The sequence below is a fragment of the Rhizobium sp. CCGE531 genome (genome assembly GCF_003627795.1).
Taxonomy (GTDB): Bacteria; Pseudomonadota; Alphaproteobacteria; order Rhizobiales; family Rhizobiaceae; genus Rhizobium.
Window position 1 is genome coordinate 954,949 of sequence record NZ_CP032685.1, and the last position, 22,178, is coordinate 977,126.

Below are 22,178 nucleotides of genomic sequence, written 5' to 3' on the forward strand. Positions count from 1 at the left end.
CATCAGCGATTTTCCTTTTCCGAACAAGTCCTTTTCTCATCCTCTTTAAGGCATTGATTTTGCTTCTTCGACATGAAATATTTTCGATATTTCGAACATCTGAAACCCGAGGCCCTGATGTCCGTCGATATCGGCAATCGCCTTCGTCATCTGCGCCTGGCGCGCAATCTTTCCCAGCGCGAACTCGCCAAGCGCGCCGGCGTGACCAATTCGACAATCTCTTTGATCGAATCCAATTCGGCCAATCCGTCCGTCGGCGCGCTGAAGCGTATTCTTGACGGCATCCCGATCGGGCTTGCCGAATTCTTCGCCTTCGAACCGCAGGCACCGAAGAAGGCCTTCTATGCAGCCGAGGAATTGGTCGAGATCGGCAAAGGCCCGATTTCCTATCGCCAGATCGGCGAAAATCTCTTCGGCCGCAGCCTGCAGATCCTGAAGGAGTGCTACCAGCCGGGCGCCGATACCGGCAAGGTGCCGCTGGTGCATGAAGGAGAGGAAGGCGGCATCGTCCTGTCCGGCCGCCTGGAGGTAACCGTTGACGATGAGCGGCGCATTCTCGGGCCGGGCGACGCCTATTACTTCGAAAGCCACCGGCCGCATCGCTTCCGCTGCGTCGGCCCGGTTGCTTGCGAGGTCATCAGCGCCTGCACGCCCCCAAGTTTTTAGATGCAGGGGCTGCACGATTGCCCGGAAGATATGACGACGCAAAAGGACCGGACCGCAAAAGGGGGTTCGCTCCTCGTAAACGGAACGCTTTCACGGCCGGTCCCGCAGTCCTGCAGGCCGTGCCCGCAAGAGGCGGCGCTTTTGGGCACGCATTGCGGCAATATATGGGCTGCCGATGAAGAATATGCGGCTGGATCGAACGCGGTATGCGTGCTGACGAAACCCGGCTTCGCACGGATCGACGGCAAAGGGTTTTCTCGCGCTCGTGCCGCGAAACCATCATCCAATGCTGCTATATGCTTGAAAAGGAGTGCACGCATCGCGGCCTTAACGCCGATGCGGCGGATGAGGCCGGTTTTTGCTGACATGAAAGTCACCATGGCCTGGCTGATCTGTCGATAGTCTGTCCCTGGAGGAGACCTGCATGAAAAAGGCACTGATCTCTGCGATTGCAATCTCGGCCGCCACGCTATCAATGAACAGCGAAGCCCAAGCATGGGGCGACCGCGGCCATTCGATCGTTGCCGAAATCGCATGGCGTCATCTGACCCCGTCTACCGCGGCAGCCGTTCAGGATCTGCTTGGCCCCATGTCCATGGCCTCGATCGCGAGCTGGGCCGACGATTACAAGAATACGCCGGAGGGGAAGGCCACCAAGCCGTGGCACTATGTTGATACCGAGGTCACGAAGGATCAGTATTCGTCCAGCGATTGCCCAAGCGCCGGATGCCTCGTGTCCGCGCTAAACGATCTTGCTGCTTCGGTGACGGACAAGACCCATGATGCCGCTACCCGCCGCAGGGATCTGCTGCTCCTCATCCATCTCGTCGGCGATTCGACGCAACCACTGCATTGCGGCGAAAGAAATCACGACGGCGGCGCCAATACCCTCCCCATCATTATGGAATTCACGGCCCCCGATCATAGCGCATTGCCTGTCGGAGCCGTCGCTTTGCATGCAGTCTGGGATGACTATCTGATCGGTGCGGCCGAATGGAGCTGGGGATCCTATGTCGAGCGGCTGGAAGACAAGATCGTTCCCGGCATCGCAACCCCGCCGACCGATGCCGGCTTTGCAATCGAGTGGATAAACGCGTGCCATGCCGTCACCAAACGGGTCTATGACCTGACACCGGCATCGGCCGCTGACGGGAAAATCCATGTCGGACCGACCTACCAGACGGCAGCCCATGACATCCTCGACACGCAACTTGCAACGGGCGGCCTGCGTCTCGCCGCGCTTTTGAACGCCAAGCTCTCACATTGAGCCTAAGCAAAGAATCAGGGGGCTACGAAGAGTGGCCTTCGGACGATGTCCCCTCAGGCGATAGCTTGGGCGGAACATTGCTGTTCTGCTCAGCACGATCGCGATGCAAGGCCGCGCGGGCGAGCAGCATGAAAGTGACTGGCGTCGTGACCGTTACGAAGACGCCGATCAGCAGCTCATGAATGACCAGCGACCGTGTCGAGATAGAAAAGAAGATCATCGAGGCGATCATAATCGCGCCGATACCGCCGCTCGTTCCCAATGTCGGCGCATGGATGCGCTCGTAGAACGTTCCAAGCTTCAGGAAGCCGATCGCGCCAACCAGGGTGAGAAAGGCACCGATGAGGAGCAGTCCGCCAACAGGGATGGCAGCCCATAAGGGCAAGTTTTCAAACGGCGTGCTCATTCGATCACCTCCCCGCGCATCAGGAATTTCGCAAGGGCAACGGTTGCGACAAAGCCGAGCATGCCGATGACGAGCGCCGCCTCGAAATAGACGACACGCCCGGTGCCGATGCCGAAGGTCAGAAGCAGCAGCATGGCGTTCACATAAAGTGTGTCGAGCGCGATGATGCGATCCTGCGCGCGCGGTCCGCGAAACATGCGAATGGAAGCAATCGCCATCGCCGCCACGATCATCAACTGCGCAGCCGCGACGGATATCTGGATGATCATGGCGCTCATGCGAATATCTCCATCAGCAGGTTTTCGTAGCGATTGGCGACCATGTCGCGCCATTGCGCCTCATTTTCGAGATCGAGGACATGCAGCAGCACGGTGTTGTCATTGGAATCGTATTCCAGCCATGCGGAGCCTGGCGTGCTCGTCAGAATGATCGCTAGCAGCGCAAGCGAGATCTGATCGCGCACTCTAAGCTCAAGGACAACGAAGCCCGGATTTGTCTTGCGGGAGCGACCTCTCAAAATAATCCAGGCGACTTCTAGATTCGATTTCGCGACGTCGAAAACAACCCGGAAAAACAGTTTGGGCAGCAGATACCACTTCCGCAACCGCGGCGTTTCGGGCCGCAACGATGCCATACCCCAGGAGGCGAAAACAGCGACGATAATGCCGAGAACAAGCTGGCCAAACGTGAAGCCGTTCAGCAACAGCCACATCAGGATCAAGCTCAGCGCGAGAAGCGGATAAGGCAGCATCACAAGCCTCCCGCCTTGCTTGCTTCAACTGCAGCAGTTGCAGATACAATCACCGCATTGCGGACAGCATCGACATAGATACCGGGATCGCTGAGCGTGCGGATGGTCGCATCCATGTACCGCATGACAGGACCGGCCCAGATGGTCAAGGCAAGCGTCAATGCAAGCAGACCCATGACAGGCAATATCTCGATGACAAGCACGCGCGGAACCGTGCCCTCAAGCGAACTCCAGAATGTGCGTATGCCGGCGCGCGTCATCGCAATCAGGGCGGCAATGCCCGAAAGGATGACGAGCAGGATCAGGGCCCAGACGGCGGCACTTGGCGGAATGCCGATCGCACCTGTTCCCATCATGGCCGACAGCATGGCGAACTTGGCGACGAAGCCGGAAAGCGGCGGCAGGCCGGCGAGCAGGATGCCGCAAGCTGCGAAACAGATGCCGAGCATCGCCATGGTGCCGGGCATGGCCTCGCCATCGCCTTCCGTCTGCTCCTTTTCCTCGGCATCGCCATAGGCCTCCATCGTGACGGCGAGGACGCTCGCGCCTGCATCCTGTCCGCGCTCCACCAGCTCGATTAGCATGAAGAAGGCGCTGATCGTCAGTGTCGAACTCACAAGATACATCAGCGCTCCGGACGAAATGGAGCCATCATTGATGCCGATCACCATCAGCAGCGTGCCCGATGAGACGAGCACCGAAAAACCGGCCAGGCGGCCAAGCGCCTGTGACGCCAGGACGCCGACCGTTCCGAAGATCAGCGTTGCCATGCCGCCGTAAAGAAGCACGGTCGCGCCGAAGCCGGCGGACGGGCCAGCGCTGAACAGGAGCATCGTCAGCCGCAGGATGACATAGATGCCGAGCTTGCTGAGAATCGCGAATACGCCCGCAACCGGCGCCGAAGCCGCGCTATAGGCCGTCGGCAACCAGAAGCAGAGCGGCCACATGCCGGCCTTGATGAGGAAGGCAATGCCGAGCACGCCGGCGCCCGCCTGCATCAGCATGCGGCGATCGGCCGACATTTCCGGGATGCGCACGGCCAGATCCGCCATGTTCAGCGTTCCCGCCGTGCCGTAGATCAGGCTGACGCCAATGAGGAAGAGCAGCGCGGCCGCGAGGTTGACGGCAATGTAATGCATGCCCGCCTTGACGCGGAGCGGGCCGGAACCGTGCAGCAGGAGGCCGTAGGACGCCGCCAGCATGATCTCGAAGAAGACGAAGAGGTTGAAGAGATCGCCCGTCAGGAATGCGCCGTTCACGCCCATCAGCAGCAGCTGGAACATGGTGTGAAAATGCGCGCCGACCGCATGCCAGCGCGCCAGTGAGAATATCAGCGCGGCAACCGCGACGATGGATGTCAGCAGCAGCATGAGTGCCGAAAGCCCATCGAGCACGAGCACGATGCCAAAGGGCGCGCTCCAGTTTCCGAGCAGATAGGCACGCTCCTGGCCTGTCGATCCGCCTTCCGCGCGGAAGAGCGCAAGCGCAATGGCCACGAGCAGGACCGTGGCGGACAAGCTGATGAGCGCCTTCAGCGTCCGCGAGCGCTCGTCGATGAACACGAGCAGCGCCCCGGCAATAAGCGGCACGAGGATCGGCGCGATGATGAGGTGGTGCGACCAGCCAGTCATTTCCGATCGCTCCTTCCATCGACATGGTCCGTGCCGGTCAAGCCGCGCGAGGCAAGCAGAACGACGAGAAACAGAGCCGTCGTCGCAAAACCGATGACGATCGCCGTCAATACCAGAGCTTGCGGCACGGGGTCCGCCAGCGCATGCGTCGCGGTGCCGTCGCCGAGCAGCGGCGGCACATTCATCTTCACGCCGCCGACGCCGAAGATGAAGAGATTGACGGCATAGGACAGCAGCGACAGCCCGATGATGACCTGATAGGTGCGCGGACGCAGGATCAGCCAGACACCGCAGGCCGTCATCACACCGATCGCGATGGACAAGATGAGTTCCATCAATCCCCCTTTGCCTTGTCGGCATCGAGCGCGCGCAGGCGGTTGATGCGCAGCGACTGGTGCGCAAGGGCCACGAGGATCAGGACCGTGGAACCGACGACCAGCAGGAAGACGCCGAGATCGAAGAGCAGTGCGCTTGCGGCCGGCACCTTGCCGATCAACGGCACGTCCAGATACTGGAAATGCGACGTGAGGAAGGGATAGCCGAAGAACCAGGCACCGATGCCGGTCGCGGTTGCGATCAGAAGCCCGGCTCCCATCCATCGCAGCGGCAGGATGCGGATGCGATCCTCGGCCCAGCGCGTGCCGCCGGCCAGATATTGCAGCAGGAAGCCGATCGAGAGCGTCAAGCCGGCCGAGAAGCCGCCGCCCGGAGCATCGTGTCCGCGCATGAAAATATAGACGGACAGCGCGATCACGAAGGGGAACATCCATTGCATGATCACGGAGGGCACGAGCAGATAGTCGCGCACCGTGTCGCCGGCCGAACGCTCCGGCCGTTCCTCGTCGAAACGGTTCTGGATCTGCTGCTGCTCCGGCATCTCCATGCTGTCAGGCGCCGGGCGGAAACGACGCAGCAATGCGTAGACGGTCAAAGCGACGACGCCGAGGACGGCGATTTCGCCCAGAGTATCGAAGCCGCGGAAGTCGACCAGGATCACATTGACGACGTTGCGCCCGCCGCCCTTCGAATAGGCGTTTTCGAGGAAATAATTCGCGATGGCGTCAGGCACCGGCATGGTCATGACGGCATAGGAGACGAACATCATACCGACGCCGCAGACGACGGCCAGCGCCAGGTCGCGGAAGCGGCGGAAACGGGCCCGCAGATCAACGGTCTCATCGATCCCTTCCGTCCGCTTCGGCAGCCAGCGTAAGCCTAGCAGGATGAGAACCGTCGTGACGATTTCGACGAGAAGCTGCGTGATGGCAAGATCAGGCGCGGAAAGCCAAATGAACGTCATGCAGACGATCAGGCCGACGCCGCCCAGCATCACGAGCGCGACAAGCCGGTGATATTTGGCAAAGAAGGCGGTGCCGATCGCAAGGCAGATGCCGATCGCCCAGACGGAGGCAAAGACCGGATCGGCGCCCGAAAAGGCAAAATGCTTCGCCTCGAAGCCCGACAGATAAAGCGGCAGCAGGCCGGCCGCAAAGCCTGTCACCACCACCCAGCGAAGCTGCGGCTGCAGCTTGCGCGTGCCGATCCGCTTTTCGGCCGTTCTCGCCCAATGCCAGGAAACCTCCACCAGCACGCGCTCGAAGATGCGCTGCCCCTTCAGGCGGCGGAAAATGGGCGGCCCGTCGTCGCATCGCGACAGGTAATCCTTGAACACGAAGTAGAAGGCCGCTCCGCCGACCAATGCGATGATGCTCATGATGAGTGGCAGATTGAAACCGTGCCAGAGCGAGAGGCTGTATTGCGGCGTATCGGCATTCAGAACGCTGATGACGGCCGCCTGCAGGAAGGGCGCGACCGAAAGCGCCGGAACGATGCCGACGACGAGGCAAACCACGACCAGGAGCTCGATCGGGAAGCGCATCCAGCGCGGCGGCTCATGCGGCTTGGCGATCGGCAGGTCGGTCGGCGCCTGCCCGAAGAAGACGGTCTGAATGAAGCGCAGCGAATAGGCGACGCTGAAGGCGCTTGCAAGCGTCGCCACATAGGGAAGCATGCGATCGAGAATGGAATCGGCATGGGTCTCAATGGCCTCGGCAAAGAACATTTCCTTCGACAGGAAGCCGTTGAGCAACGGAACGCCGGCCATGGCGGCACTCGCGACGATCGCGAGCGATCCGGTGAACGGCAGGTAGCGGAACAAGCCGCTGAGCCGACGCATGTCGCGCGTGCCCGTCTCGTGATCGATGATGCCGGCGGCCATGAACAGCGATGCCTTGAACGTCGCATGGTTCAGCATGTGGAAGATGGCAGCGACGGTGGCAAGCGGGCTGCCGAGACTGAGCAAGGTCGTAATGAGGCCGAGATGGCTGATCGTCGAATAGGCGAGCAGCCCCTTGAGGTCCTGCTGGAACATCGCGAAATAGGCGCCTAGCAGAAGCGTTATGATCCCGCATGCGCCGACGATGTAAAACCACTCGTTCGTACCGGCCAGAACCGGCCAGAAGCGCGCCAGCAGGAAGACGCCGGCCTTTACCAGCGTGGCGGAATGCAGGTAGGCCGAAACAGGCGTCGGCGCCGCCATGGCATTCGGAAGCCAGAAATGGAATGGGAACTGCGCGCTCTTCGTCAGCGCTCCCAGCAGGATCAGCACCAGTGCCGGCAAATAGAGCGGGTGGTTGCGGATAATATCGCCCGAGGCAAGGATCTTGTCCAGATCGTAACTGCCGACGATATGGCCAATCAGGATCAGTCCGATCAGCAGGCAGAAGCCCCCTATCCCGGTAATCGTCAGCGCCATGCGCGCGCCGTCACGGGCGGCGGCGCTATTGTGCCAATAGCTGATCAGCAGGAAGGAAAAGATGCTCGTCAGCTCCCAGAATATCGAGAGCAAAATGACATTGCCCGACAGCACGATGCCGAGCATCGCCCCCATGAAGGCGAGCAGGAAAGAGAAGAAGCGAGGAACCGAATCCTCTTCCGACATGTAGTAGCGGGCGTAGACGATGACGAGAAAACCGATCGCCGTAATGACGACCGAGAAGAGCCAGGCGAAACCATCCAGCCTGAGGCTGAAATCGACCCCCAGCTGCGGCAGCCACTCGATGCTGTATCGCACCACGCCGCCATCCTTGACGGCGGGATAGAAGCCCACTGAAATCAGCAGCGCCAGAAATGTGACCGCTCCGGCGATCGAGGCCGGACCGCGCCGCGACTGCGTGCGCAACAGGCAGACGGAAAGAAGACTTCCGATAAACGGCAGAGCCAAAAGTGCTAGAATGAAAACTGGCCCGCCGGTTATCCCAAAACGTCGTTCCTTCGCTTGGCCGGATAACGTCAGACTGCTACGGCAGCAAAACCCCTGGAAATCCGGTGGATTATGTCCTATATGATAGATATTGCCCAATATGGGCAGCTTTAAACCCTGCGTCAAGGTTAAGATGGCGATGATTTTGACACCAGCGCTCTGCCGGGCGGCCCGCGGCTTTCTCGATTGGACGCAAATGGACCTTGCGGACCGCTCTGGCGTGTCGCGCAGCACGATCCGCGACTATGAAGGTAATCGCCACAGCCTGCATCGGGCAACGGAAGCGCAGCTGCGGTTGGCGCTCGAGACGGGAGGCATCGCCTTCTTCCGGATCGAAGGACACGAGATCGGCATCTGTACCAAGGCTCCCGCCACAGAGGCACCTGCGCCGACGCATACCGAAAGCTGCGAGATCCTGACCGCCTCCGGCGAGCGCGGCCAGACGTCCCCTCCGAAGGCAGGACAATAGCGCCTGCCGCAGGGGCGAACATAGTTTTCGTCCGCAAGGAAGACATGAAGACGTCCGTGAGGCGCGCTGGACGAAAATGGCTGACGAGTTGCGGTTAGGAGTTCAGCGCGCTGTTGAGATCATGTAGCCCGACCATCGGCATCATGGGATCCGATTTCTATTCGGCATGTGCCCCCTGGGCCTGGCTGAGCCTTATTGCGAGCATTTGTCGCCCTGTTTCAAGGATGACGGACGGCCAGATGCTGCCGGATTCTACGGGCCGGCGCCGAAAAAAGCCAGCCGGGTAAGCTCCGTATAGTGCGATTCGGACACCATCAGAGCGACGAAGACAAGCACCAGGACTGGCGGAACCAGGATGGCGTAGATCAACGCCAGCCGTTCCCAGGCCATGTGCATAAAAATGGCGACGATCAGCCCCGCCTTCAGGATCATGAACAGAAGGATCAGGGACCATCGGAGATAGCCCTGGATGCCGAGAAAGTCGACGAGGTAAGAGAAGGTGCTGAGGACGAAAAGCAGCCCCCAAACCACCATGTAGAGTTTTATCGGATGCTGCTGCCCGGAATGTGCCTGCGCCTGTGCCATGTGCCATCCTCACCACAGATAGAAGAATGCAAAGATGAATACCCAGACCAGATCGACGAAGTGCCAGTATAATCCCATGATCTCGACGATCTCATAATTGCCCTTGCGGCTGGTGAAAAACCCCCGCCTTTCCTGGTCGAAGTCTCCCCGCCACACCTTGCGTGCCATGATCAGCAGAAAAAGGACCCCGATCGAGACGTGGGTGCCGTGAAAGCCCGTGATCATGAAGAAGGACGAACCGAACTGCGCCGCTCCCCAGGGGTTTCCCCAGGGACGGACTCCTTCGGTGATCAGTTTGGTCCATTCGAATGCCTGCATGCCGACGAATGTCGCGCCGAGAGCCGCCGTCGCCAACATCAGCGCGGCGGTCTTGCGGCGATCATGGCGGTATCCGAAGTTGACGGCCATGGCCATCGTCCCGCTGCTGCTGATGAGGACGAAAGTCATGATGGCGATCAGGATCAGCGGGATTTCCTGGCCCCCGATCCTAAGCGCGAAGACCTCGCTGGGATTGGGCCAGGCGACGGTGGTCGACATGCGCGCCGTCATATAGGCCAGCAGAAAACAGCCGAAAATGAAGGTGTCGCTCAAGAGGAAGATCCACATCATCGCCTTGCCCCAGGAGACGTTCTTGAACGCCCGCTGGTCCGACGACAGATCAGCCGCGACGCCGCGCAGTCCTGCGGGCCGCAGAAGTGGTTCGTTTGCCGGTCTTTCTATGGTTTCGGTCATCATCGAAGCTCCTCAGGTGACCAATTGACGGCAGAGATCGACGAAACTGTTTGCCCAGCCGGCGAAGAGCGCAAAAAGGATCAGCCAGACAACGAGCATGAAATGCCAGTAGATGGCGCAGAGATCCACGCTCAGGCGAACTCTCGCCCGAGCGTTATTGTTCCGGGCGCGGAATGTCGTCCGTCCCAGCACGAGAAGCCCGCCCAGGATGTGCAGGCCGTGCAGTCCGGTGATCATGTAGAAGAAGCTGTTGGATGGATTGTCGGCGAGCACATAGCCTGCCGCAACCAGTTGCCGCCACGCCAAAACCTGCCCGACAAGGAAGAGAACGCCCAACGCAAACGCCACTGCAAGAGCTGTGTTCAGCATCTCGCTGTGGTTTAGACGGGCTTCGGTTTTCGCCCATTGCAGCGCGACGCTGCTGGCGGCAAGGGCGGCCGTATTCACCCAAAGCAGGCGTGGGATCGGAATGCTCCACCAGTCGGTGCCGCTGAGGCGGGTGAGATAGGCGCTGATGAGGAGCGTGAACAAGGCGCCGACGACGGCGAGAAAGATGCCGAGACCAACTTTCGCCGTGGTGGCCGACGATCCCCGCATGTCAGGCGCATCGCCTGCAAGGCTTGTTTCCAGCCAGGGTTTCGAGGTCAACCGCTGCCTCGTCATCCACCAGGCGATGATGCCGGCGATCCCTGCCATGAAGATCAGAATGGCGCTCATGACAGCGCCCTTTCGGATGGCCCGCTGGAGGCCGGCTGGTTTTGCGGCAGGAAGTCCTGATCCGCTCCGGGGACACTGTAATCATATGCCCAGCGGTAGACGATCGGCAGCTCCTTGCCCCAATTTCCATGAACAGGCGGCGTTTGCGGCGTCTGCCATTCCAATGTCGTCGCCCGCCAGGGATTGCCGCCCGCTGGCCTGCCCCAGCGGAGGCTCCAGGCGAGATTGAACAGGAACAGGAGCTGAGCGGCGCCAACGACCAGCGCGGCGACAGTGATGAACATGTTCAGCGTATGCGCCGACGGCGGAATGAAGGCCGTTTCGCCAAGCTCGTAGTAGCGGCGCGGCACGCCTATCAGGCCGAGATAGTGCATCGGGAAGAAGATCGCATAGGCGCCGAGAAAGGTGATCCAGAAGTGGATATGGCCCATCGTCACGTTCAGCATGCGCCCCGTGACTTTCGGATACCAATGGTGGATCGCGCCGAAGATCACCAGGATCGGCGCGACCCCCATCACCATGTGGAAATGGGCAACGACGAACATGGTATCGGACAGCGGTACGTCGACGACGACATTGCCGAGAAAGAGGCCGGTCAGCCCGCCATTGATGAAGGTGACGATGAAGGCTAGAGCAAACAGCATCGGCAATGTCAGATGGATATCGCCACGCCAGAGCGTCAGCACCCAGTTGTAGACCTTGATCGCTGTCGGGATGGCAATGATCAACGTCGTGGTCGCGAAAAAGAAGCCGAAGTTCGGGTTCATGCCGCTAACATACATATGATGCGCCCATACGATGAAGCTCAGCGCGGCTATGATGACGATCGCCCAGACCATCATCCGGTAGCCGAAGATGTTCTTGCGCGCATGGGTGCTGATCAGATCCGAGACGATGCCAAAGGCCGGAAGTGCGACGATATAGACCTCCGGATGGCCGAAGAACCAGAACAGATGCTGGAACAGGATGGGGCTGCCGCCCCCTTGCTGCAACTGTTGGCCCATCTCGACGATGGCGGGCATGAAGAAACTCGTGCCGAGCAACCGGTCGAACAGCATCATGACCGCGGCGACGAAGAGTGCCGGGAAGGCAAGCAGCGCCATGACGGTCGCGGTGAATATGCCCCATACCGTCAGGGGCATGCGCATCAGCGTCATGCCGCGGGCGCGTCCCTGCAGCACCGTGACGACGTAATTCAGGCCACCCATCGTGAAGCCGATGATGAACAGGATCAGCGATGACAGCATCAGGATGATACCCCAGTCGCGCCCTCCCGGCGTCCCCGACAGAAGTGCCTGCGGTGGATACAACGTCCAGCCGGCGCCCGTCGGCCCACCGGGCGCGAAGAAGCCGACGACCAGCACGATGACCGCGAGCAGGTAGAGCCAGTAACTCAGCATGTTCGCATAGGGAAACACCATATCCCGGGCGCCGAGCATCAAGGGGATCAAATAATTGCCGAAGCCGCCGAGGAACAGCGCCGTCAGCAGGTAGATCACCATGATCATGCCGTGCATCGTGATGAACTGATAATAGTGCTCGGCGTCGATGAAAGAAAAGTAACCTGGAAACCCGAGCTGCAGGCGCATCAGCCAGGACAGCACCAGCGCCACCATGCCGATCGAGATGGCGGTCAGGGAATATTGAATGGCGATGACCTTGGCATCCTGGCTGAAGACATATCGCATCCACCAGCTTTTCGGGTGATAAAGCTCTACATCCTCGACTTCGGCGGGTTGGATGACCTGCTCGGTGCCGGATTCGATGTCGACCATATTCCTTTCTCCCTCTTCCCTCCGATGCGGCCTTCTCCCTTAGCTGCGCATGGCACTTACTTTTCCGCCGACGCCAGCGATTTCGAGAACGTCGGTTGTTGCTGCAGCCAGGCTTGATAGGCAGTCTCGGTATCGACGATGACGGTACCGCGCATCTGCGGATGACCAACGCCGCATAATTCCGCACACAGAACTTCGAAGGTTCCCGTCCGCGTCGGCGTGAACCAATAATAGGTCACCGTGCCGGGAATCATGTCCATCTTGGCCCGGAATTCCGGTACGTAGAAATCGTGCAGGACGTCGATCGACCGCAGAAGCATCTTGACCGGCTTGCCGGCGGGTATATGCAGTTCGCCACCTTCGACGATCACGTCGTCCAATCCCGCAGGATCGTTCTTTTTCAAGCCGAGTGGATTATCCGGGGTCACATCGCGCGTATCCGCCCGACCGAGCCGTCCGTCCGCTCCCGGCAGCCGGAAACTCCATTGCCATTGCTGAGCGACGACCTCGACCTGGCTGGCATCGGGAGGCACCGTAACGAACTGCTTCCACACGAATAGGCCCGGAGCGAGCATTGCAGCCACACCGATTGCGGTTCCGCCGGCGAGCCACCATTCCAGCCGCTTATTTTCGGGCTGGTACGCCGCCTGGTTTCCAGGGCGATGCCTGAAGCGGAAGACGCAATAGGCGATGAACAACACGACGACCGTGAAAACCACGCCGGTGATCCAGAACGTGATGGTGATCGTGTTGTCGATGTAGCTCCAGTTCGAGGCGATCGGCGTCCACCACCACGGGCTCAGCAGATGGAACGCGATCGATCCCACCACCAGCAGAACGAGAATCAATACGACAGCCATCGTCTCCTCCCTGACCCGGCCGCAAGCGTTTCCACAATCCCATCGCGAAACGTTTTAGTACTATCTCATGAACGAGTCAGGCGGGCAATTGCAGCAACGGCAGTTCATCCCGGCAAGCCACGGGACATATCGGCACCGCCTGATCGCTGCGCCGAACCCCGCCGATCCGACCGGCGACTTTAAGAAACAACTCGTCCATATCAGGCATCTCCCTATTTGGAGTATTGCTTCAGATAGGCGATCAGATTGGTAATCTCGGTATCGTCCTTCAGCCCGACAAAGGTCATTTTCGTGCCCTTCACCTTCGCCTTGGGGTCATGCAAATAGTCGCGGAGTGTCGTCTCGCTCCACACCAGGCCGCCCTTGCCCGCTTCCTGCATCGCCGGCGAATAGGCAAAATTCGGGTGTGTTCCGGCCGTTCTACCGAACAGACCATTCAACGAGGGGCCGATCTTGTTCTGGTCCGTTTCGGCTATATGGCAGATGGCGCATTTCTTGAAAACGGTGGCTCCCGCCGTGACGTCACCTTCCTGTGCAAGCGCGACAAGCGGTAAAGCAACGGCAGGAAGCAGACAGATCGGAAGAAAACGGTAAGACATGGCAATCCTCATTCTCTCCATCGCTATTCAAATCTACACGTCGAACCGCAACCGGTGATCATAGATTTATCAAATCTTGTTGCCTTTGTCGCCTATTCCTTAAATTAGATAATCGTCTTTCCTTGCGCCGGAGTAATCGGCGATTTTCGACGCGGACATCTTGAAGATGATGCCCGCCTATGGTGGTGAAGTCTTGCCCATCGAGCGTCGCGTTGTCGGCTCTTGACATCGGCTTACGGGGTCTGCACCGCTAGCATTGGTTCATATCAATGCTGCCCGATGCTCACAAGCCATTCTCGATCCGCACTCTCGCTGAAGATCGAAGCGGTATCCGTTCCGAAGCTTAAACTGACGCCAGTTGCACAGTCGTTAGATGCCGCCGCTTTACGCGGCGGATCTCATCGATATCAGGCTCGTCTCCGCACCTAAGCGTGGGCGTGGGGATGATGAACGTCCCAGACTACCCATAGTGACGCGGCCGCAATGAGCATGCCTAGGACGATATCCGTCCACATCGCGCTTACATTGGTGGCAAAGCCGAGCAGCCAGGGAGATGCAATCAACCATAGACCGAGTACCAGATTGGCCCATTCCTCCCATTCGGCAAATACTGAAAGCGTCGCAATCGCAAACGCGCCCAACAGGACGGCGACTATCCATGCGTTCCAGCTTGGCATTACCTCAGCCGTGAAGCCGAAGATCCACGGAGAGACAAACAGACACGCAGCCAGGAGCAGACTCACCCACTCCAGCGTTCTTTTTCTTTCCATCAGAGTGATTGCCATAACAACCTCCTCACAACAAGAAGCCCAATGACGGCTACATCCAGCGTGAACTCCACGCATAAGTATATAGGTAGCTACTATAGTTCCTGTTTCAAGATATTGCACGGCTGATACTTCCATTTCATGTTCGAAACCTCAGCAGCAATGGATAGTTTACCCACCTCCATCGCATTTCATATGGTTCGCTATAGCCGACAGACAAAAATGCATGCTTCGGATTGGAACCAAGCCCGAAAGGCGGCGTGAGGTTGACGCCGCACGGTCCCGCAATCGGTCTCCATACTATGCACGGCGGGCAGTGCATGCAGGGAGTAGCGCCGAAACAAAAAAGGGCTTGACCTCAACTTATATTGAGGTTGCAGCATGCCGTCGCGCCGGAGGTTCGAGATGTTGAAAATATTGCGAGATGAGGATTTGGACAGTGTCGCGCTCATGCCGGTCGCTCTCGGGGCATTGGAAGCGGCCTTCCTCGCCAAAGCATCCGGCAATATTGTTTGTCCTCCTCGGCATCATGTCTCATTTCCCGGCTGCGGCGAGCTGGTGTTTACGGTCGGCGGTATACTTGGGGAAAGGCCACTTGCGGGCTTTCGCGTGTATGAAACGTTCAATGGGCTCGAACATTCGCAGATCGTTGCCGTCTGGTCCGCGGATGATGCAAAACTTAAAGGGGTCATCCTGGGCGAACGGCTCGGCCAGATCAGAACGGGGGCGATCGGCGGCGTGGCCATACGCCATCTCAGCAATCCAAACGCCAAAACCGTCGGCGTTCTCGGCAGCGGTGCCCAGGCCCGGACGCAATTGATTGCCGCTGTTGCCGTTCGAGACATAGTCAGTGCCCGCGTCTTCAGTCGCGACGAGAAAAACCGCACGGCTTTCGCCGAGGAAATGCAACGCGAATTGGGCATAGAAATAGAACCTGCCGACAGCGTTGCGGAAACCGTGGCGTATGCCGATATCGTACTCTGTGCAACGGCCAGCAATGTGCCCGTGCTCCACGCTGCAGATTTGAAGGCGGGAGCACACATCAATACGGTCGGTCCGAAAACATTGCAGGGACACGAGCTCGGACTGGACATAGCCGACGCCGCGCATGTGATCGTCACCGACTCCCTCGAACAAACACGGGCCTACGCCTCCCCTTTTTTCCTTGCCGGATCGCCGCACGAAACCCGCATGCGGGAACTCACCGATATTGTCGCAAACAATGCGCGGGGCCGGACATTGCCGTCCGACACGACACTTTTTTGTTCGGTTGGCCTGGCAGGAACGGAGGTAGCCGTCGCGTCAGCCATATTCGACATGCTGTGAGAATGGCCCAGGCGCCGCCGAAATCCACGAATATAGGCTTACTGCCCTTCCTTATCGTCGTCAGGGGTCACGTTGCTAAAACCGCTAACGCACTGACGCAAATTGGCTTATCGTAAATATACAATGAATGATTGCGTTGCCCATAATGCAACTTTATGTTTTTCCAACTTTACACGGCTATATTATCGACCATTAGAGATTTATCATAATAATTCATAACATCTATTCCGACTACAACAAAATACAAAGCGATATTATTTGCCGCTTGACTGATGGATTTACTGATTTGAAATGAAATCATGAGAAGAAATACCATACTATATGGGAAGCCGGGGTGTGGGCGGATGAATCCGCGCCCGAAAACTTCCGGAATGACGGACTGATCGATCAGTTCCTATCCGGCGCAACGTTCCCTTGATTGAGGTCGTCACTGGCACTCGTCCGTCCTGACGAGGCTTGAGATCTTTGGGGAGAACCTTAATGGCGCGCGTGATGAAATTCGGTATTGTTGCTCGTTTGGTAGCAGGATTTTGCTTTCTGCTTATCCTGATGATTGGTCTTACGCTCTATTCAATCAGTCAGGTAGAGACCATTGATCGTAACCTAGGGGTGATCAACGACACCAACAGCGTGAAGCAACGCTATGCGATCAACTATAGGGGCAGTGTTCACGATAGAGCCATTGCAATCCGCGACGTGACACTGGTCACATCCGCGGACGAGCGTCAGGCCGCAGAGAAGCTGATCGGGACCCTCGCGGCGACCTATGCGGAAAACGAGAAAAAGATGGCGGACATGGTCGCATCGCCAACCGGTGCGACGGCACAGGAAAGAGCCATCCTCGATGAAATCGCCGGGGTTCAAGCCAAAACCAATCCGTTGGTGGCGGAGATCATCGCACATCAGGAAAAGGGTGACGGCGAAGCAGCTCGCAAGCTTCTTCTCGAACAGGCCCGGCCTCAGTTCGTCGCTTGGCTGAAAGCAATCAACAAGTTCATCGACTACCAGGAAGCCTTGAACAAATCCATCGGCGGCGAGGTTCGAGATGCTGCCGGCGGCTTCAAATCGCTTGCGTTGAGTGCGCTTGCGGTTGCGATCCTCTTGGCCACCATGGCTGCCGCCTTGACCGCCCGCTCCATTACCGGACCATTGGCCAAACTCCAGACATCGTTGAAGTCGATGGCCGAAGGAAACATGGCTGGTGATCGCACCTTGGAAAGACGTGGGGACGAAATCGGCATGCTGGCCCGAGCGGTTGCCGCGCTCCGTGATGCGATTTCAGCCAAAGCGGCACGCGATGCGGATACCGAGGCGAAACGAGCCATCGAAGAGCGAGAGAGGCTCGAGACGGAAGCCGCGGAGCGCGACGCGCTGGCTGAGCAAACCAATACAGCCGTCGCTCAATTGGCCGAAGCCCTTCGAGAATTGGCAGATGGCGATCTTACCCGCCAGATTACCAGTCCCTTCATTCCGTCGCTGGACCAGTTGCGGGTCGATTTCAACCACGCCGTGGAGAAGCTGCGATTAACGCTGCAGAAAGTCGCCGAGAATGCCAGCGCAATCGCATCGGGGGCGCAGGAAATTCGTTCGGCATCCGACGATCTTGCCAAGCGCACTGAGCAGCAAGCTGCTTCGGTGGAAGAGACGGCGGCGGCGCTGGAGGAAATCACCATAACGGTCTCTGGATCCAGTGCCCGTGCACAGGAGGCCGGCCATCTCGTGCGCAGGACCAAAGAAAATGCCGAACATTCCGGACGTGTCGTACGCAGTGCCGTCGAAGCCATGGATAAAATCGAGGCGTCTGCCACCGAGATTGGCAATATCATCGGCGTCATCGATGAAATCGCCTTCCAGACCAATCTCCTCGCCTTGAATGCTGGCGTCGAAGCCGCACGCGCCGGCGAGGCCGGCAAGGGCTTTGCGGTCGTGGCGCAGGAAGTACGCGAACTCGCTCAGCGGTCTGCGAAGGCAGCAAAAGAGATCAAGGATCTAATCAACACTTCAAATAGCCATGTGAGAAACGGCGTATCGCTGGTTGGCGAGACCGGCAAGGCGTTGGAAGAGATCGTTGTCCAGGTTCAACAGGTCGATGGCAACGTCGGGGCCATCGTTGAAGCCTCCAGGGAACAGGCAACAGGCCTGAAGGAAATCAACACCTCCGTAAACACCATGGACCAGGGCACCCAGCAAAACGCCGCGATGGTCGAGCAAGCCACCGCCGCAGCTCATAGTCTCGCATCGGAATCCGACGCTCTGTTCCAACTGCTATCGCAGTTTAAAATAGGCAATCAAACTCAAGCCCGTTCCGACAGACGCGGTCTGATTTCAGCTGCCAGCTCGGCATCCAAAGCCTTGGCGTCACCGGCAAGGCAGCTTACGGCAAAACTGGCGACAGCACTGCGCGGCAAGACCGCCGCATCGGCGGGATCGTGGGAGGAATTTTGATGATGTTGCCTACACGGCCGGATTGCGATTGTAGATCCTTCAACCTTCGAGATCGTCTGCATCATTGATGCTTAGCTGCCGCCCCATGCCGGTACCGCGACTTCGCGATACCGGCAATCCTGCTGGATATTTTCGGTGGCCGCAATCGAATGGGGCGCAATCATCCTCTCACGCTCAAACAGGTCTGAACGCAAAAATCCGATCAGGCTGTCAATGGCGCTTGCTCGATCGATTGCGGCTCACCGATCTCCACCGCATGGCCATCGGGATCATAAAAGCAGAACACCCGCTGCCCCCATTTCTGCCGTTCGACGGGATGGATGAGATCGACATGCGGGGCTATTTTCGCAAAAGCCGCATCCACATCGTCATATTCGAAATAGAGAAGCATATTTCGGCGTCCATACCGCTCTGACGTTTCGGCGACTTGCTTCCAGACCGTTTGCTCCAGCGCTTTTCCGTCATGAATTGCAAAGCCGGTTTCAAAGAGCACGAAACTCCCGAAGTCGTTCAAGATCTTGAGACCCAGCAGGCCGCTGCAGAAGATCTTCGAGCGAGCGATGTCGCCGACGAACGGAATGGGATTTACGAAACGCATCGTCAAAGCCGGCTTTGTGGAGAGGATAAAGCAAGAGAGAAACAATCTTCAAACGATTGCAATACATCTCAGGGCAAATGTCGATAATTCCGACCACCGATTCCATTTCACCTGCAACCGGAGGGCCGATCCATGACAGAAACCCAGCGAACCATGATCGTCATGGATTCGGGAGAATCCCGCTTCCAGCTGCGCGCAGGCGCCTTGATCCGCTCGAGCGGTCATATCCTCATCCACCGCGCGCTTGGAGACACTTTCTGGTCCCTACCCGGCGGCCGGGTCGAGTTTCACGAGGCAGGCGCCGAGACGCTTGCCCGCGAGATCGAAGAGGAAATCGGCTGCAAGGCAACCGTCGGCCCCCTGCGCTTCATCATCGAAAACTTCTTCGAACTTTCCGGTCGGCGCGTTCACGAGGTCGGCTTTTACTATGAGGCGGAACTCTCGCAGCCGCTTCCATTTCACGAAACGGAAGTCGCGCATCGGGTGATGGACGGTAGCGCCGACCTCGAATTTCGCTGGGCACCGTCCACGCGAGCCGGGCTCGACCAATATGAGCTGGTGCCGCCGACCCTGCGCGATCTCGTCGAGACTACTCCGACCGGCATTCGACATTTCGTACGCCGGCGCGCTGTCTGAACGACAGCCTCAATTCTTCCCTTCTGTTGCGCTGCGACACCTAATCATCTGGTTGACAATTTTAGAAGAGGTGCGCTCGCCGGAAGATTAGGTATTGACCTAAGTGTCAGAGCCTCTATAGTTAGGTACATGCCTAACAAAAGCCTGCCCATCGAAAGCACCTTCAGCGCGCTCTCCGATCCAACGCGACGAGCGGTGGTTCAAATTCTGAGCCGTGCGCCTGCAACAGTCTCTCAACTGGCCGGTTCCTTCGCCATGGCACTGCCGTCGTTCACTCAGCATCTCGGCATTCTGGAAAAGGCTGGCCTCATCGTTTCGAGAAGGGAGGGGCGGACGCGTATCTGTTCGCTCAATCCAAAGGCCCTGCAGGATGCGGAGGACTGGTTGGCGTCCTATCGGCGTCAATGGGAAGAACGCTTTGACCGCTTCGAGGTGCACCTGGAAAACATGAAGACAGAGAAAGGGAAATCGAATGAATGATCACGCCAAGAACAACATCTCGGACTGGGCTTCCTGGCCTTTGGAAAGGGAGGTCGTCATTGCCCGTGTCGTTGATGCGGACAGAGAAACGGCGTTTCTCGCATGGACCGATCCATCGCAGATCGTGAAGTGGTTCGGACCCGATGGGTTTCGCATCGAAACGCATGAGATCGACATCCGCGCGGGCGGCTTGTGGCGATTTGACATGGTCGCTCCGGACGGCACTCGCTTCTCCAATCGCATGGAGTTTCTGCGGATCGAAGCACCAAAACTGATCGAAGCCAGTCACGGCACGGACGCCGATAACGACCCGGACCGCTTCCGCATGCTGGTTACCTTCGACGAACAGGATAATGGTAAAACCGTCGTCACCCTGCGCCAGATGCACCCGACACCCGAGCGCCGCGCCGTCGTCATTGGATTCGGTGCAGTTCAATACGGCGCCCAGACGTTGGACAAACTTGCAAATCACCTCACGGAGAAATCCAGCGTTTCGAATGCCAGGAACTGACCACCAGGAATGCCGAGGCCATAGACGAAGTCCGCGTTTGTCTCGTTCCTATCGAGGTTGGCCGCTGTTCCTGCGAGCAGGACTCACAGAAACAGCAGCCGCAAAAACCCATTCCAACAGATCTGCGATCTTTGAGATTATCTTCTTTGCCTTCGCGCCCGATGGATTCTAGCTTCGACCTGAATGACGAAGTTGCCATCTGGAAAGACAGCAACAAGATCACCTTGAAAGAGGAGCAACCGTTGACCCTTCACACCACGCCGTCAGGCGTCGACGCCTCGTTGCCGACGCTCGACCTGTCGCGCTTCCGTGCCTCGCCTTCGGAACGCCAGGCATTCGTTGCGGAGCTTCGCGCTGTGCTCTACAACCACGGCTTCTTCTATCTGACGGGCCATGGCGTCGATCCGAAGCTGATCGAAAATGTCGTTGCCACCGCGAAGCGCTTCTTCGTGCTGCCGCTCGAAGAAAAGCTCAAGATCGAGATGGTGAAGTCGCCGCATTTCCGAGGCTACAATCGGGCTGGACAGGAACGCACCCGCGGCGAACAGGACTGGCGCGAGCAGCTCGACATTAACACCGAGAGCGCTCCCTTCGAGATCGGCCCGGGCACGCCGGCCTGGCGGCGGCTGCAGGGGCCGAACCAGTGGCCGGAGGCGCTGCCGGAGCTCAAACCCCTTTTGCTCGCCTATCAGGCGGAGGTGACGCGGATCGGCATTGATGTGCTGCAGGCGATCGCCGCAGCTCTCGGCCAGCCGGAAAACGTCTTTGCCGACATTTATGAGCCGCAGCCCTCACAGCTTCTGAAGATCATCCGCTATCCGGGCCGCGATGTCGCCGAAACGGATCAGGGCGTCGGCGCCCACAAGGACGGCGGCTTCGTGACCGTGCTGCTGCAGGATACGACACCCGGCCTGCGCGTGCGCACGGAAGACGGCGTCTGGATCGATGCGCCGCCTGTTCCCGGTACCTTCGTCATCAACACCGGCGAATTGCTGGAACTTGCAACGAATGGTTTCGTACGCGCCGACGTGCATGATGTCATCGCACCGCCTGCAGGCGTCGAACGCTTCTCCGTCGCGTTCTTCCTGGGCTCCCGGCCGGACGCCACGATCCCCCTCATCGAATTGCCGGACGAGTTGAAGCGCGCCGAGCGCGGCATCTCGGTCGATCCGCTCAATCCGATCTTCCGCGAGGTCGGCCAAAACCAGCTGAAGAGCCGGTTGCGGTCACACCCGGATGTCGCCCGCATCCACTATGCCGATCTGCTCGCATCGGAACAGTCGGCTACAGCTGGTTGAGGGAAAGCTCCAGGCGAGGTGGTGTATCGTCCATCTCGTCTCGATATTGCGCTTATTGTTGGCTGTCCGGCACGACGACACGCATGCCGTCGACGACGCTGCTTGCGAGGATCTGACAGCTGAGACGGCTGTTCGGCATCGGCTCCATGACGAACTCGATCATCGATGCCTCATCTTCGGAAGGCGGCGGCAGGAGATCGAGATGGGGCTGCTCGACATAGCAATGACAGGTGCCGCAAGCCAAGGCGCCGCCACATTGTGCCACGATGCCATCGATACCGCTCCTGACGGCGACGGCCATCACTGTCTCGCCATCCTGGGCCTGCACACGGATCTCGCGACCGGTGGGATCGATGAACACGATTTCACACATTGTATTCTCCATGCTTTCGGCAAA

Annotated in this window: 24 protein-coding genes and 1 pseudogene; 9 read left to right on the plus strand and 16 right to left on the minus strand. The window is 58.6% G+C overall.

From position 1 onward, the window contains the following. The first annotated feature begins 117 nt into the window (after nt 1-117). Together CCGE531_RS23905 and CCGE531_RS23910 are read left to right on the plus strand one after the other, a co-directional pair. The gene (locus CCGE531_RS23905; protein ID WP_120669377.1) at nt 118-666 is read left to right on the plus strand and encodes a cupin domain-containing protein; all 549 of its coding nucleotides are present in this window, start codon (nt 118-120) and stop codon (nt 664-666) included. 424 nt (nt 667-1,090) lie between these two features. Next, nucleotides 1,091-1,933 carry a S1/P1 nuclease gene (locus tag CCGE531_RS23910; RefSeq protein WP_120668400.1) on the plus strand — a complete coding sequence of 281 codons (843 nt, stop codon included), beginning with the start codon at nt 1,091-1,093 and terminating at the stop codon, nt 1,931-1,933. A 22-nt stretch (nt 1,934-1,955) separates the two neighbouring features. On the opposite strand, the gene mnhG is transcribed toward CCGE531_RS23910, so the two are convergent. The 6 genes from mnhG to CCGE531_RS23940 are packed head-to-tail and all read right to left on the minus strand — an operon-like array spanning nt 1,956 to nt 7,977. Then, complete coding sequence (gene mnhG / locus CCGE531_RS23915) at nt 1,956-2,339, minus strand: monovalent cation/H(+) antiporter subunit G (RefSeq protein WP_120668402.1); 384 nt, start codon at nt 2,337-2,339, stop codon at nt 1,956-1,958. Then, a complete protein-coding gene (locus tag CCGE531_RS23920) occupies nt 2,336-2,617 on the minus strand; it encodes a K+/H+ antiporter subunit F (RefSeq protein ID WP_068393522.1) in 282 nt (93 codons plus the stop codon). The genes mnhG and CCGE531_RS23920 overlap by 4 nt, the downstream gene beginning before the upstream one ends. After that, nucleotides 2,614-3,090, minus strand: coding sequence for a Na+/H+ antiporter subunit E (locus CCGE531_RS23925; RefSeq protein ID WP_120668404.1), 477 nt, complete (start codon nt 3,088-3,090; stop codon nt 2,614-2,616). Before CCGE531_RS23925 ends, CCGE531_RS23920 begins: the two co-directional genes overlap by 4 nt. After that, nucleotides 3,090-4,721 carry a monovalent cation/H+ antiporter subunit D gene (locus CCGE531_RS23930; protein ID WP_120668406.1) on the minus strand — a complete coding sequence of 544 codons (1,632 nt, stop codon included), beginning with the start codon at nt 4,719-4,721 and terminating at the stop codon, nt 3,090-3,092. The genes CCGE531_RS23925 and CCGE531_RS23930 overlap by 1 nt, the downstream gene beginning before the upstream one ends. Beyond that, the gene (locus CCGE531_RS23935) at nt 4,718-5,056 is read right to left on the minus strand and encodes a Na+/H+ antiporter subunit C (RefSeq protein WP_120668408.1); all 339 of its coding nucleotides are present in this window, start codon (nt 5,054-5,056) and stop codon (nt 4,718-4,720) included. Before CCGE531_RS23935 ends, CCGE531_RS23930 begins: the two co-directional genes overlap by 4 nt. Next, nucleotides 5,056-7,977 carry a monovalent cation/H+ antiporter subunit A gene (locus CCGE531_RS23940; protein WP_245459389.1) on the minus strand — a complete coding sequence of 974 codons (2,922 nt, stop codon included), beginning with the start codon at nt 7,975-7,977 and terminating at the stop codon, nt 5,056-5,058. The genes CCGE531_RS23935 and CCGE531_RS23940 overlap by 1 nt, the downstream gene beginning before the upstream one ends. A 123-nt stretch (nt 7,978-8,100) precedes the next feature. On the opposite strand from CCGE531_RS23940, the pseudogene CCGE531_RS23945 reads away from it, so the two are divergent. Further along, nucleotides 8,101-8,341: pseudogene (locus CCGE531_RS23945) on the plus strand (helix-turn-helix domain-containing protein); the annotation flags it as partial. Nucleotides 8,342-8,704: 363 nt separating this feature from the next. Here the strand turns inward: CCGE531_RS23945 and CCGE531_RS23950 are convergent. The 8 genes from CCGE531_RS23950 to CCGE531_RS23980 form a co-directional block, all read right to left on the minus strand. Beyond that, nucleotides 8,705-9,037: a cytochrome C oxidase subunit IV family protein gene (locus CCGE531_RS23950; RefSeq protein WP_120668412.1), complete on the minus strand. Its 333-nt coding sequence runs from the start codon at nt 9,035-9,037 to the stop codon at nt 8,705-8,707. 9 nt (nt 9,038-9,046) lie between these two features. Continuing rightward, entirely contained in the window at nt 9,047-9,769 is a 723-nt protein-coding gene (locus tag CCGE531_RS23955) for a heme-copper oxidase subunit III family protein (protein ID WP_120669381.1), read from the minus strand. Nucleotides 9,770-9,781: 12 nt separating this feature from the next. After that, nucleotides 9,782-10,486 carry a cytochrome c oxidase subunit 3 gene (locus tag CCGE531_RS23960; protein WP_120668414.1) on the minus strand — a complete coding sequence of 235 codons (705 nt, stop codon included), beginning with the start codon at nt 10,484-10,486 and terminating at the stop codon, nt 9,782-9,784. Continuing rightward, complete coding sequence (locus tag CCGE531_RS23965) at nt 10,483-12,261, minus strand: cbb3-type cytochrome c oxidase subunit I (RefSeq protein WP_120668416.1); 1,779 nt, start codon at nt 12,259-12,261, stop codon at nt 10,483-10,485. The genes CCGE531_RS23960 and CCGE531_RS23965 overlap by 4 nt, the downstream gene beginning before the upstream one ends. 56 nt (nt 12,262-12,317) lie before the next feature. Next, a complete protein-coding gene (locus tag CCGE531_RS23970) occupies nt 12,318-13,121 on the minus strand; it encodes a cytochrome c oxidase subunit II (RefSeq protein ID WP_120668418.1) in 804 nt (267 codons plus the stop codon). A gap of 76 nt (nt 13,122-13,197) precedes the next feature. Further along, entirely contained in the window at nt 13,198-13,320 is a 123-nt protein-coding gene (locus CCGE531_RS35240) for a hypothetical protein (RefSeq protein ID WP_281024460.1), read from the minus strand. 13 nt (nt 13,321-13,333) lie between these two features. Then, complete coding sequence (locus CCGE531_RS23975) at nt 13,334-13,720, minus strand: cytochrome c family protein (protein WP_120668420.1); 387 nt, start codon at nt 13,718-13,720, stop codon at nt 13,334-13,336. A 425-nt stretch (nt 13,721-14,145) separates the two neighbouring features. Next, nucleotides 14,146-14,505, minus strand: coding sequence for an SPW repeat protein (locus CCGE531_RS23980; RefSeq protein WP_120668422.1), 360 nt, complete (start codon nt 14,503-14,505; stop codon nt 14,146-14,148). A gap of 387 nt (nt 14,506-14,892) precedes the next feature. On the opposite strand from CCGE531_RS23980, the gene CCGE531_RS23985 reads away from it, so the two are divergent. Together CCGE531_RS23985 and CCGE531_RS23990 are read left to right on the plus strand one after the other, a co-directional pair. Beyond that, nucleotides 14,893-15,813: an ornithine cyclodeaminase family protein gene (locus CCGE531_RS23985; protein WP_120668423.1), complete on the plus strand. Its 921-nt coding sequence runs from the start codon at nt 14,893-14,895 to the stop codon at nt 15,811-15,813. 480 nt (nt 15,814-16,293) lie between these two features. Next, complete coding sequence (locus CCGE531_RS23990; RefSeq protein ID WP_120668425.1) at nt 16,294-18,258, plus strand: methyl-accepting chemotaxis protein; 1,965 nt, start codon at nt 16,294-16,296, stop codon at nt 18,256-18,258. A gap of 202 nt (nt 18,259-18,460) precedes the next feature. On the opposite strand, the gene CCGE531_RS23995 is transcribed toward CCGE531_RS23990, so the two are convergent. Then, complete coding sequence (locus CCGE531_RS23995; RefSeq protein WP_120669382.1) at nt 18,461-18,856, minus strand: VOC family protein; 396 nt, start codon at nt 18,854-18,856, stop codon at nt 18,461-18,463. A gap of 132 nt (nt 18,857-18,988) precedes the next feature. On the opposite strand from CCGE531_RS23995, the gene CCGE531_RS24000 reads away from it, so the two are divergent. The 4 genes from CCGE531_RS24000 (at nt 18,989) to CCGE531_RS24015 (ending at nt 21,781) form a co-directional block, all read left to right on the plus strand. Then, the gene (locus CCGE531_RS24000; protein ID WP_120668427.1) at nt 18,989-19,492 is read left to right on the plus strand and encodes an NUDIX domain-containing protein; all 504 of its coding nucleotides are present in this window, start codon (nt 18,989-18,991) and stop codon (nt 19,490-19,492) included. 129 nt (nt 19,493-19,621) lie between these two features. Further along, nucleotides 19,622-19,972: a metalloregulator ArsR/SmtB family transcription factor gene (locus CCGE531_RS24005; RefSeq protein ID WP_120668429.1), complete on the plus strand. Its 351-nt coding sequence runs from the start codon at nt 19,622-19,624 to the stop codon at nt 19,970-19,972. Continuing rightward, a complete protein-coding gene (locus CCGE531_RS24010) occupies nt 19,965-20,483 on the plus strand; it encodes an SRPBCC family protein (protein ID WP_120668431.1) in 519 nt (172 codons plus the stop codon). Before CCGE531_RS24005 ends, CCGE531_RS24010 begins: the two co-directional genes overlap by 8 nt. A gap of 242 nt (nt 20,484-20,725) precedes the next feature. Next, the gene (locus CCGE531_RS24015; protein WP_120669384.1) at nt 20,726-21,781 is read left to right on the plus strand and encodes a 2-oxoglutarate and iron-dependent oxygenase domain-containing protein; all 1,056 of its coding nucleotides are present in this window, start codon (nt 20,726-20,728) and stop codon (nt 21,779-21,781) included. 52 nt (nt 21,782-21,833) lie between these two features. Here the strand turns inward: CCGE531_RS24015 and CCGE531_RS24020 are convergent, their stop codons facing one another. Continuing rightward, nucleotides 21,834-22,154, minus strand: coding sequence for a 2Fe-2S iron-sulfur cluster-binding protein (locus CCGE531_RS24020; protein WP_120668433.1), 321 nt, complete (start codon nt 22,152-22,154; stop codon nt 21,834-21,836). Between the last annotated feature and the right edge of the window lie 24 nt (nt 22,155-22,178).

Bases quoted from the DNA above. Each gene is read 5' to 3' on its own strand.
- CCGE531_RS23905 (WP_120669377.1), top strand. From the start codon at position 118: ATGTCCGTCGATATCGGCAATCGCCTTCGTCATCTGCGCCTGGCGCGC.
- CCGE531_RS23925 (WP_120668404.1), bottom strand. From the start codon at position 3,090: ATGCTGCCTTATCCGCTTCTCGCGCTGAGCTTGATCCTGATGTGGCTG.
- CCGE531_RS23930 (WP_120668406.1), bottom strand. From the start codon at position 4,721: ATGACTGGCTGGTCGCACCACCTCATCATCGCGCCGATCCTCGTGCCG.
- CCGE531_RS23980 (WP_120668422.1), bottom strand. From the start codon at position 14,505: ATGGCAATCACTCTGATGGAAAGAAAAAGAACGCTGGAGTGGGTGAGT.
- CCGE531_RS23985 (WP_120668423.1), top strand. From the start codon at position 14,893: ATGTTGAAAATATTGCGAGATGAGGATTTGGACAGTGTCGCGCTCATG.
- CCGE531_RS24000 (WP_120668427.1), top strand. From the start codon at position 18,989: ATGACAGAAACCCAGCGAACCATGATCGTCATGGATTCGGGAGAATCC.
- CCGE531_RS23950 (WP_120668412.1), bottom strand. From the start codon at position 9,037: ATGGCACAGGCGCAGGCACATTCCGGGCAGCAGCATCCGATAAAACTC.
- CCGE531_RS35240 (WP_281024460.1), bottom strand. From the start codon at position 13,320: ATGGACGAGTTGTTTCTTAAAGTCGCCGGTCGGATCGGCGGGGTTCGG.
- CCGE531_RS23920 (WP_068393522.1), bottom strand. From the start codon at position 2,617: ATGAGCGCCATGATCATCCAGATATCCGTCGCGGCTGCGCAGTTGATG.
- CCGE531_RS24010 (WP_120668431.1), top strand. From the start codon at position 19,965: ATGAATGATCACGCCAAGAACAACATCTCGGACTGGGCTTCCTGGCCT.
- CCGE531_RS23910 (WP_120668400.1), top strand. From the start codon at position 1,091: ATGAAAAAGGCACTGATCTCTGCGATTGCAATCTCGGCCGCCACGCTA.
- CCGE531_RS23965 (WP_120668416.1), bottom strand. From the start codon at position 12,261: ATGGTCGACATCGAATCCGGCACCGAGCAGGTCATCCAACCCGCCGAA.
- CCGE531_RS23970 (WP_120668418.1), bottom strand. From the start codon at position 13,121: ATGGCTGTCGTATTGATTCTCGTTCTGCTGGTGGTGGGATCGATCGCG.
- mnhG (WP_120668402.1), bottom strand. From the start codon at position 2,339: ATGAGCACGCCGTTTGAAAACTTGCCCTTATGGGCTGCCATCCCTGTT.
- CCGE531_RS23975 (WP_120668420.1), bottom strand. From the start codon at position 13,720: ATGTCTTACCGTTTTCTTCCGATCTGTCTGCTTCCTGCCGTTGCTTTA.
- CCGE531_RS24020 (WP_120668433.1), bottom strand. From the start codon at position 22,154: ATGTGTGAAATCGTGTTCATCGATCCCACCGGTCGCGAGATCCGTGTG.
- CCGE531_RS23955 (WP_120669381.1), bottom strand. From the start codon at position 9,769: ATGACCGAAACCATAGAAAGACCGGCAAACGAACCACTTCTGCGGCCC.
- CCGE531_RS23990 (WP_120668425.1), top strand. From the start codon at position 16,294: ATGGCGCGCGTGATGAAATTCGGTATTGTTGCTCGTTTGGTAGCAGGA.
- CCGE531_RS23935 (WP_120668408.1), bottom strand. From the start codon at position 5,056: ATGGAACTCATCTTGTCCATCGCGATCGGTGTGATGACGGCCTGCGGT.
- CCGE531_RS23995 (WP_120669382.1), bottom strand. From the start codon at position 18,856: ATGCGTTTCGTAAATCCCATTCCGTTCGTCGGCGACATCGCTCGCTCG.
- CCGE531_RS23960 (WP_120668414.1), bottom strand. From the start codon at position 10,486: ATGAGCGCCATTCTGATCTTCATGGCAGGGATCGCCGGCATCATCGCC.
- CCGE531_RS24005 (WP_120668429.1), top strand. From the start codon at position 19,622: ATGCCTAACAAAAGCCTGCCCATCGAAAGCACCTTCAGCGCGCTCTCC.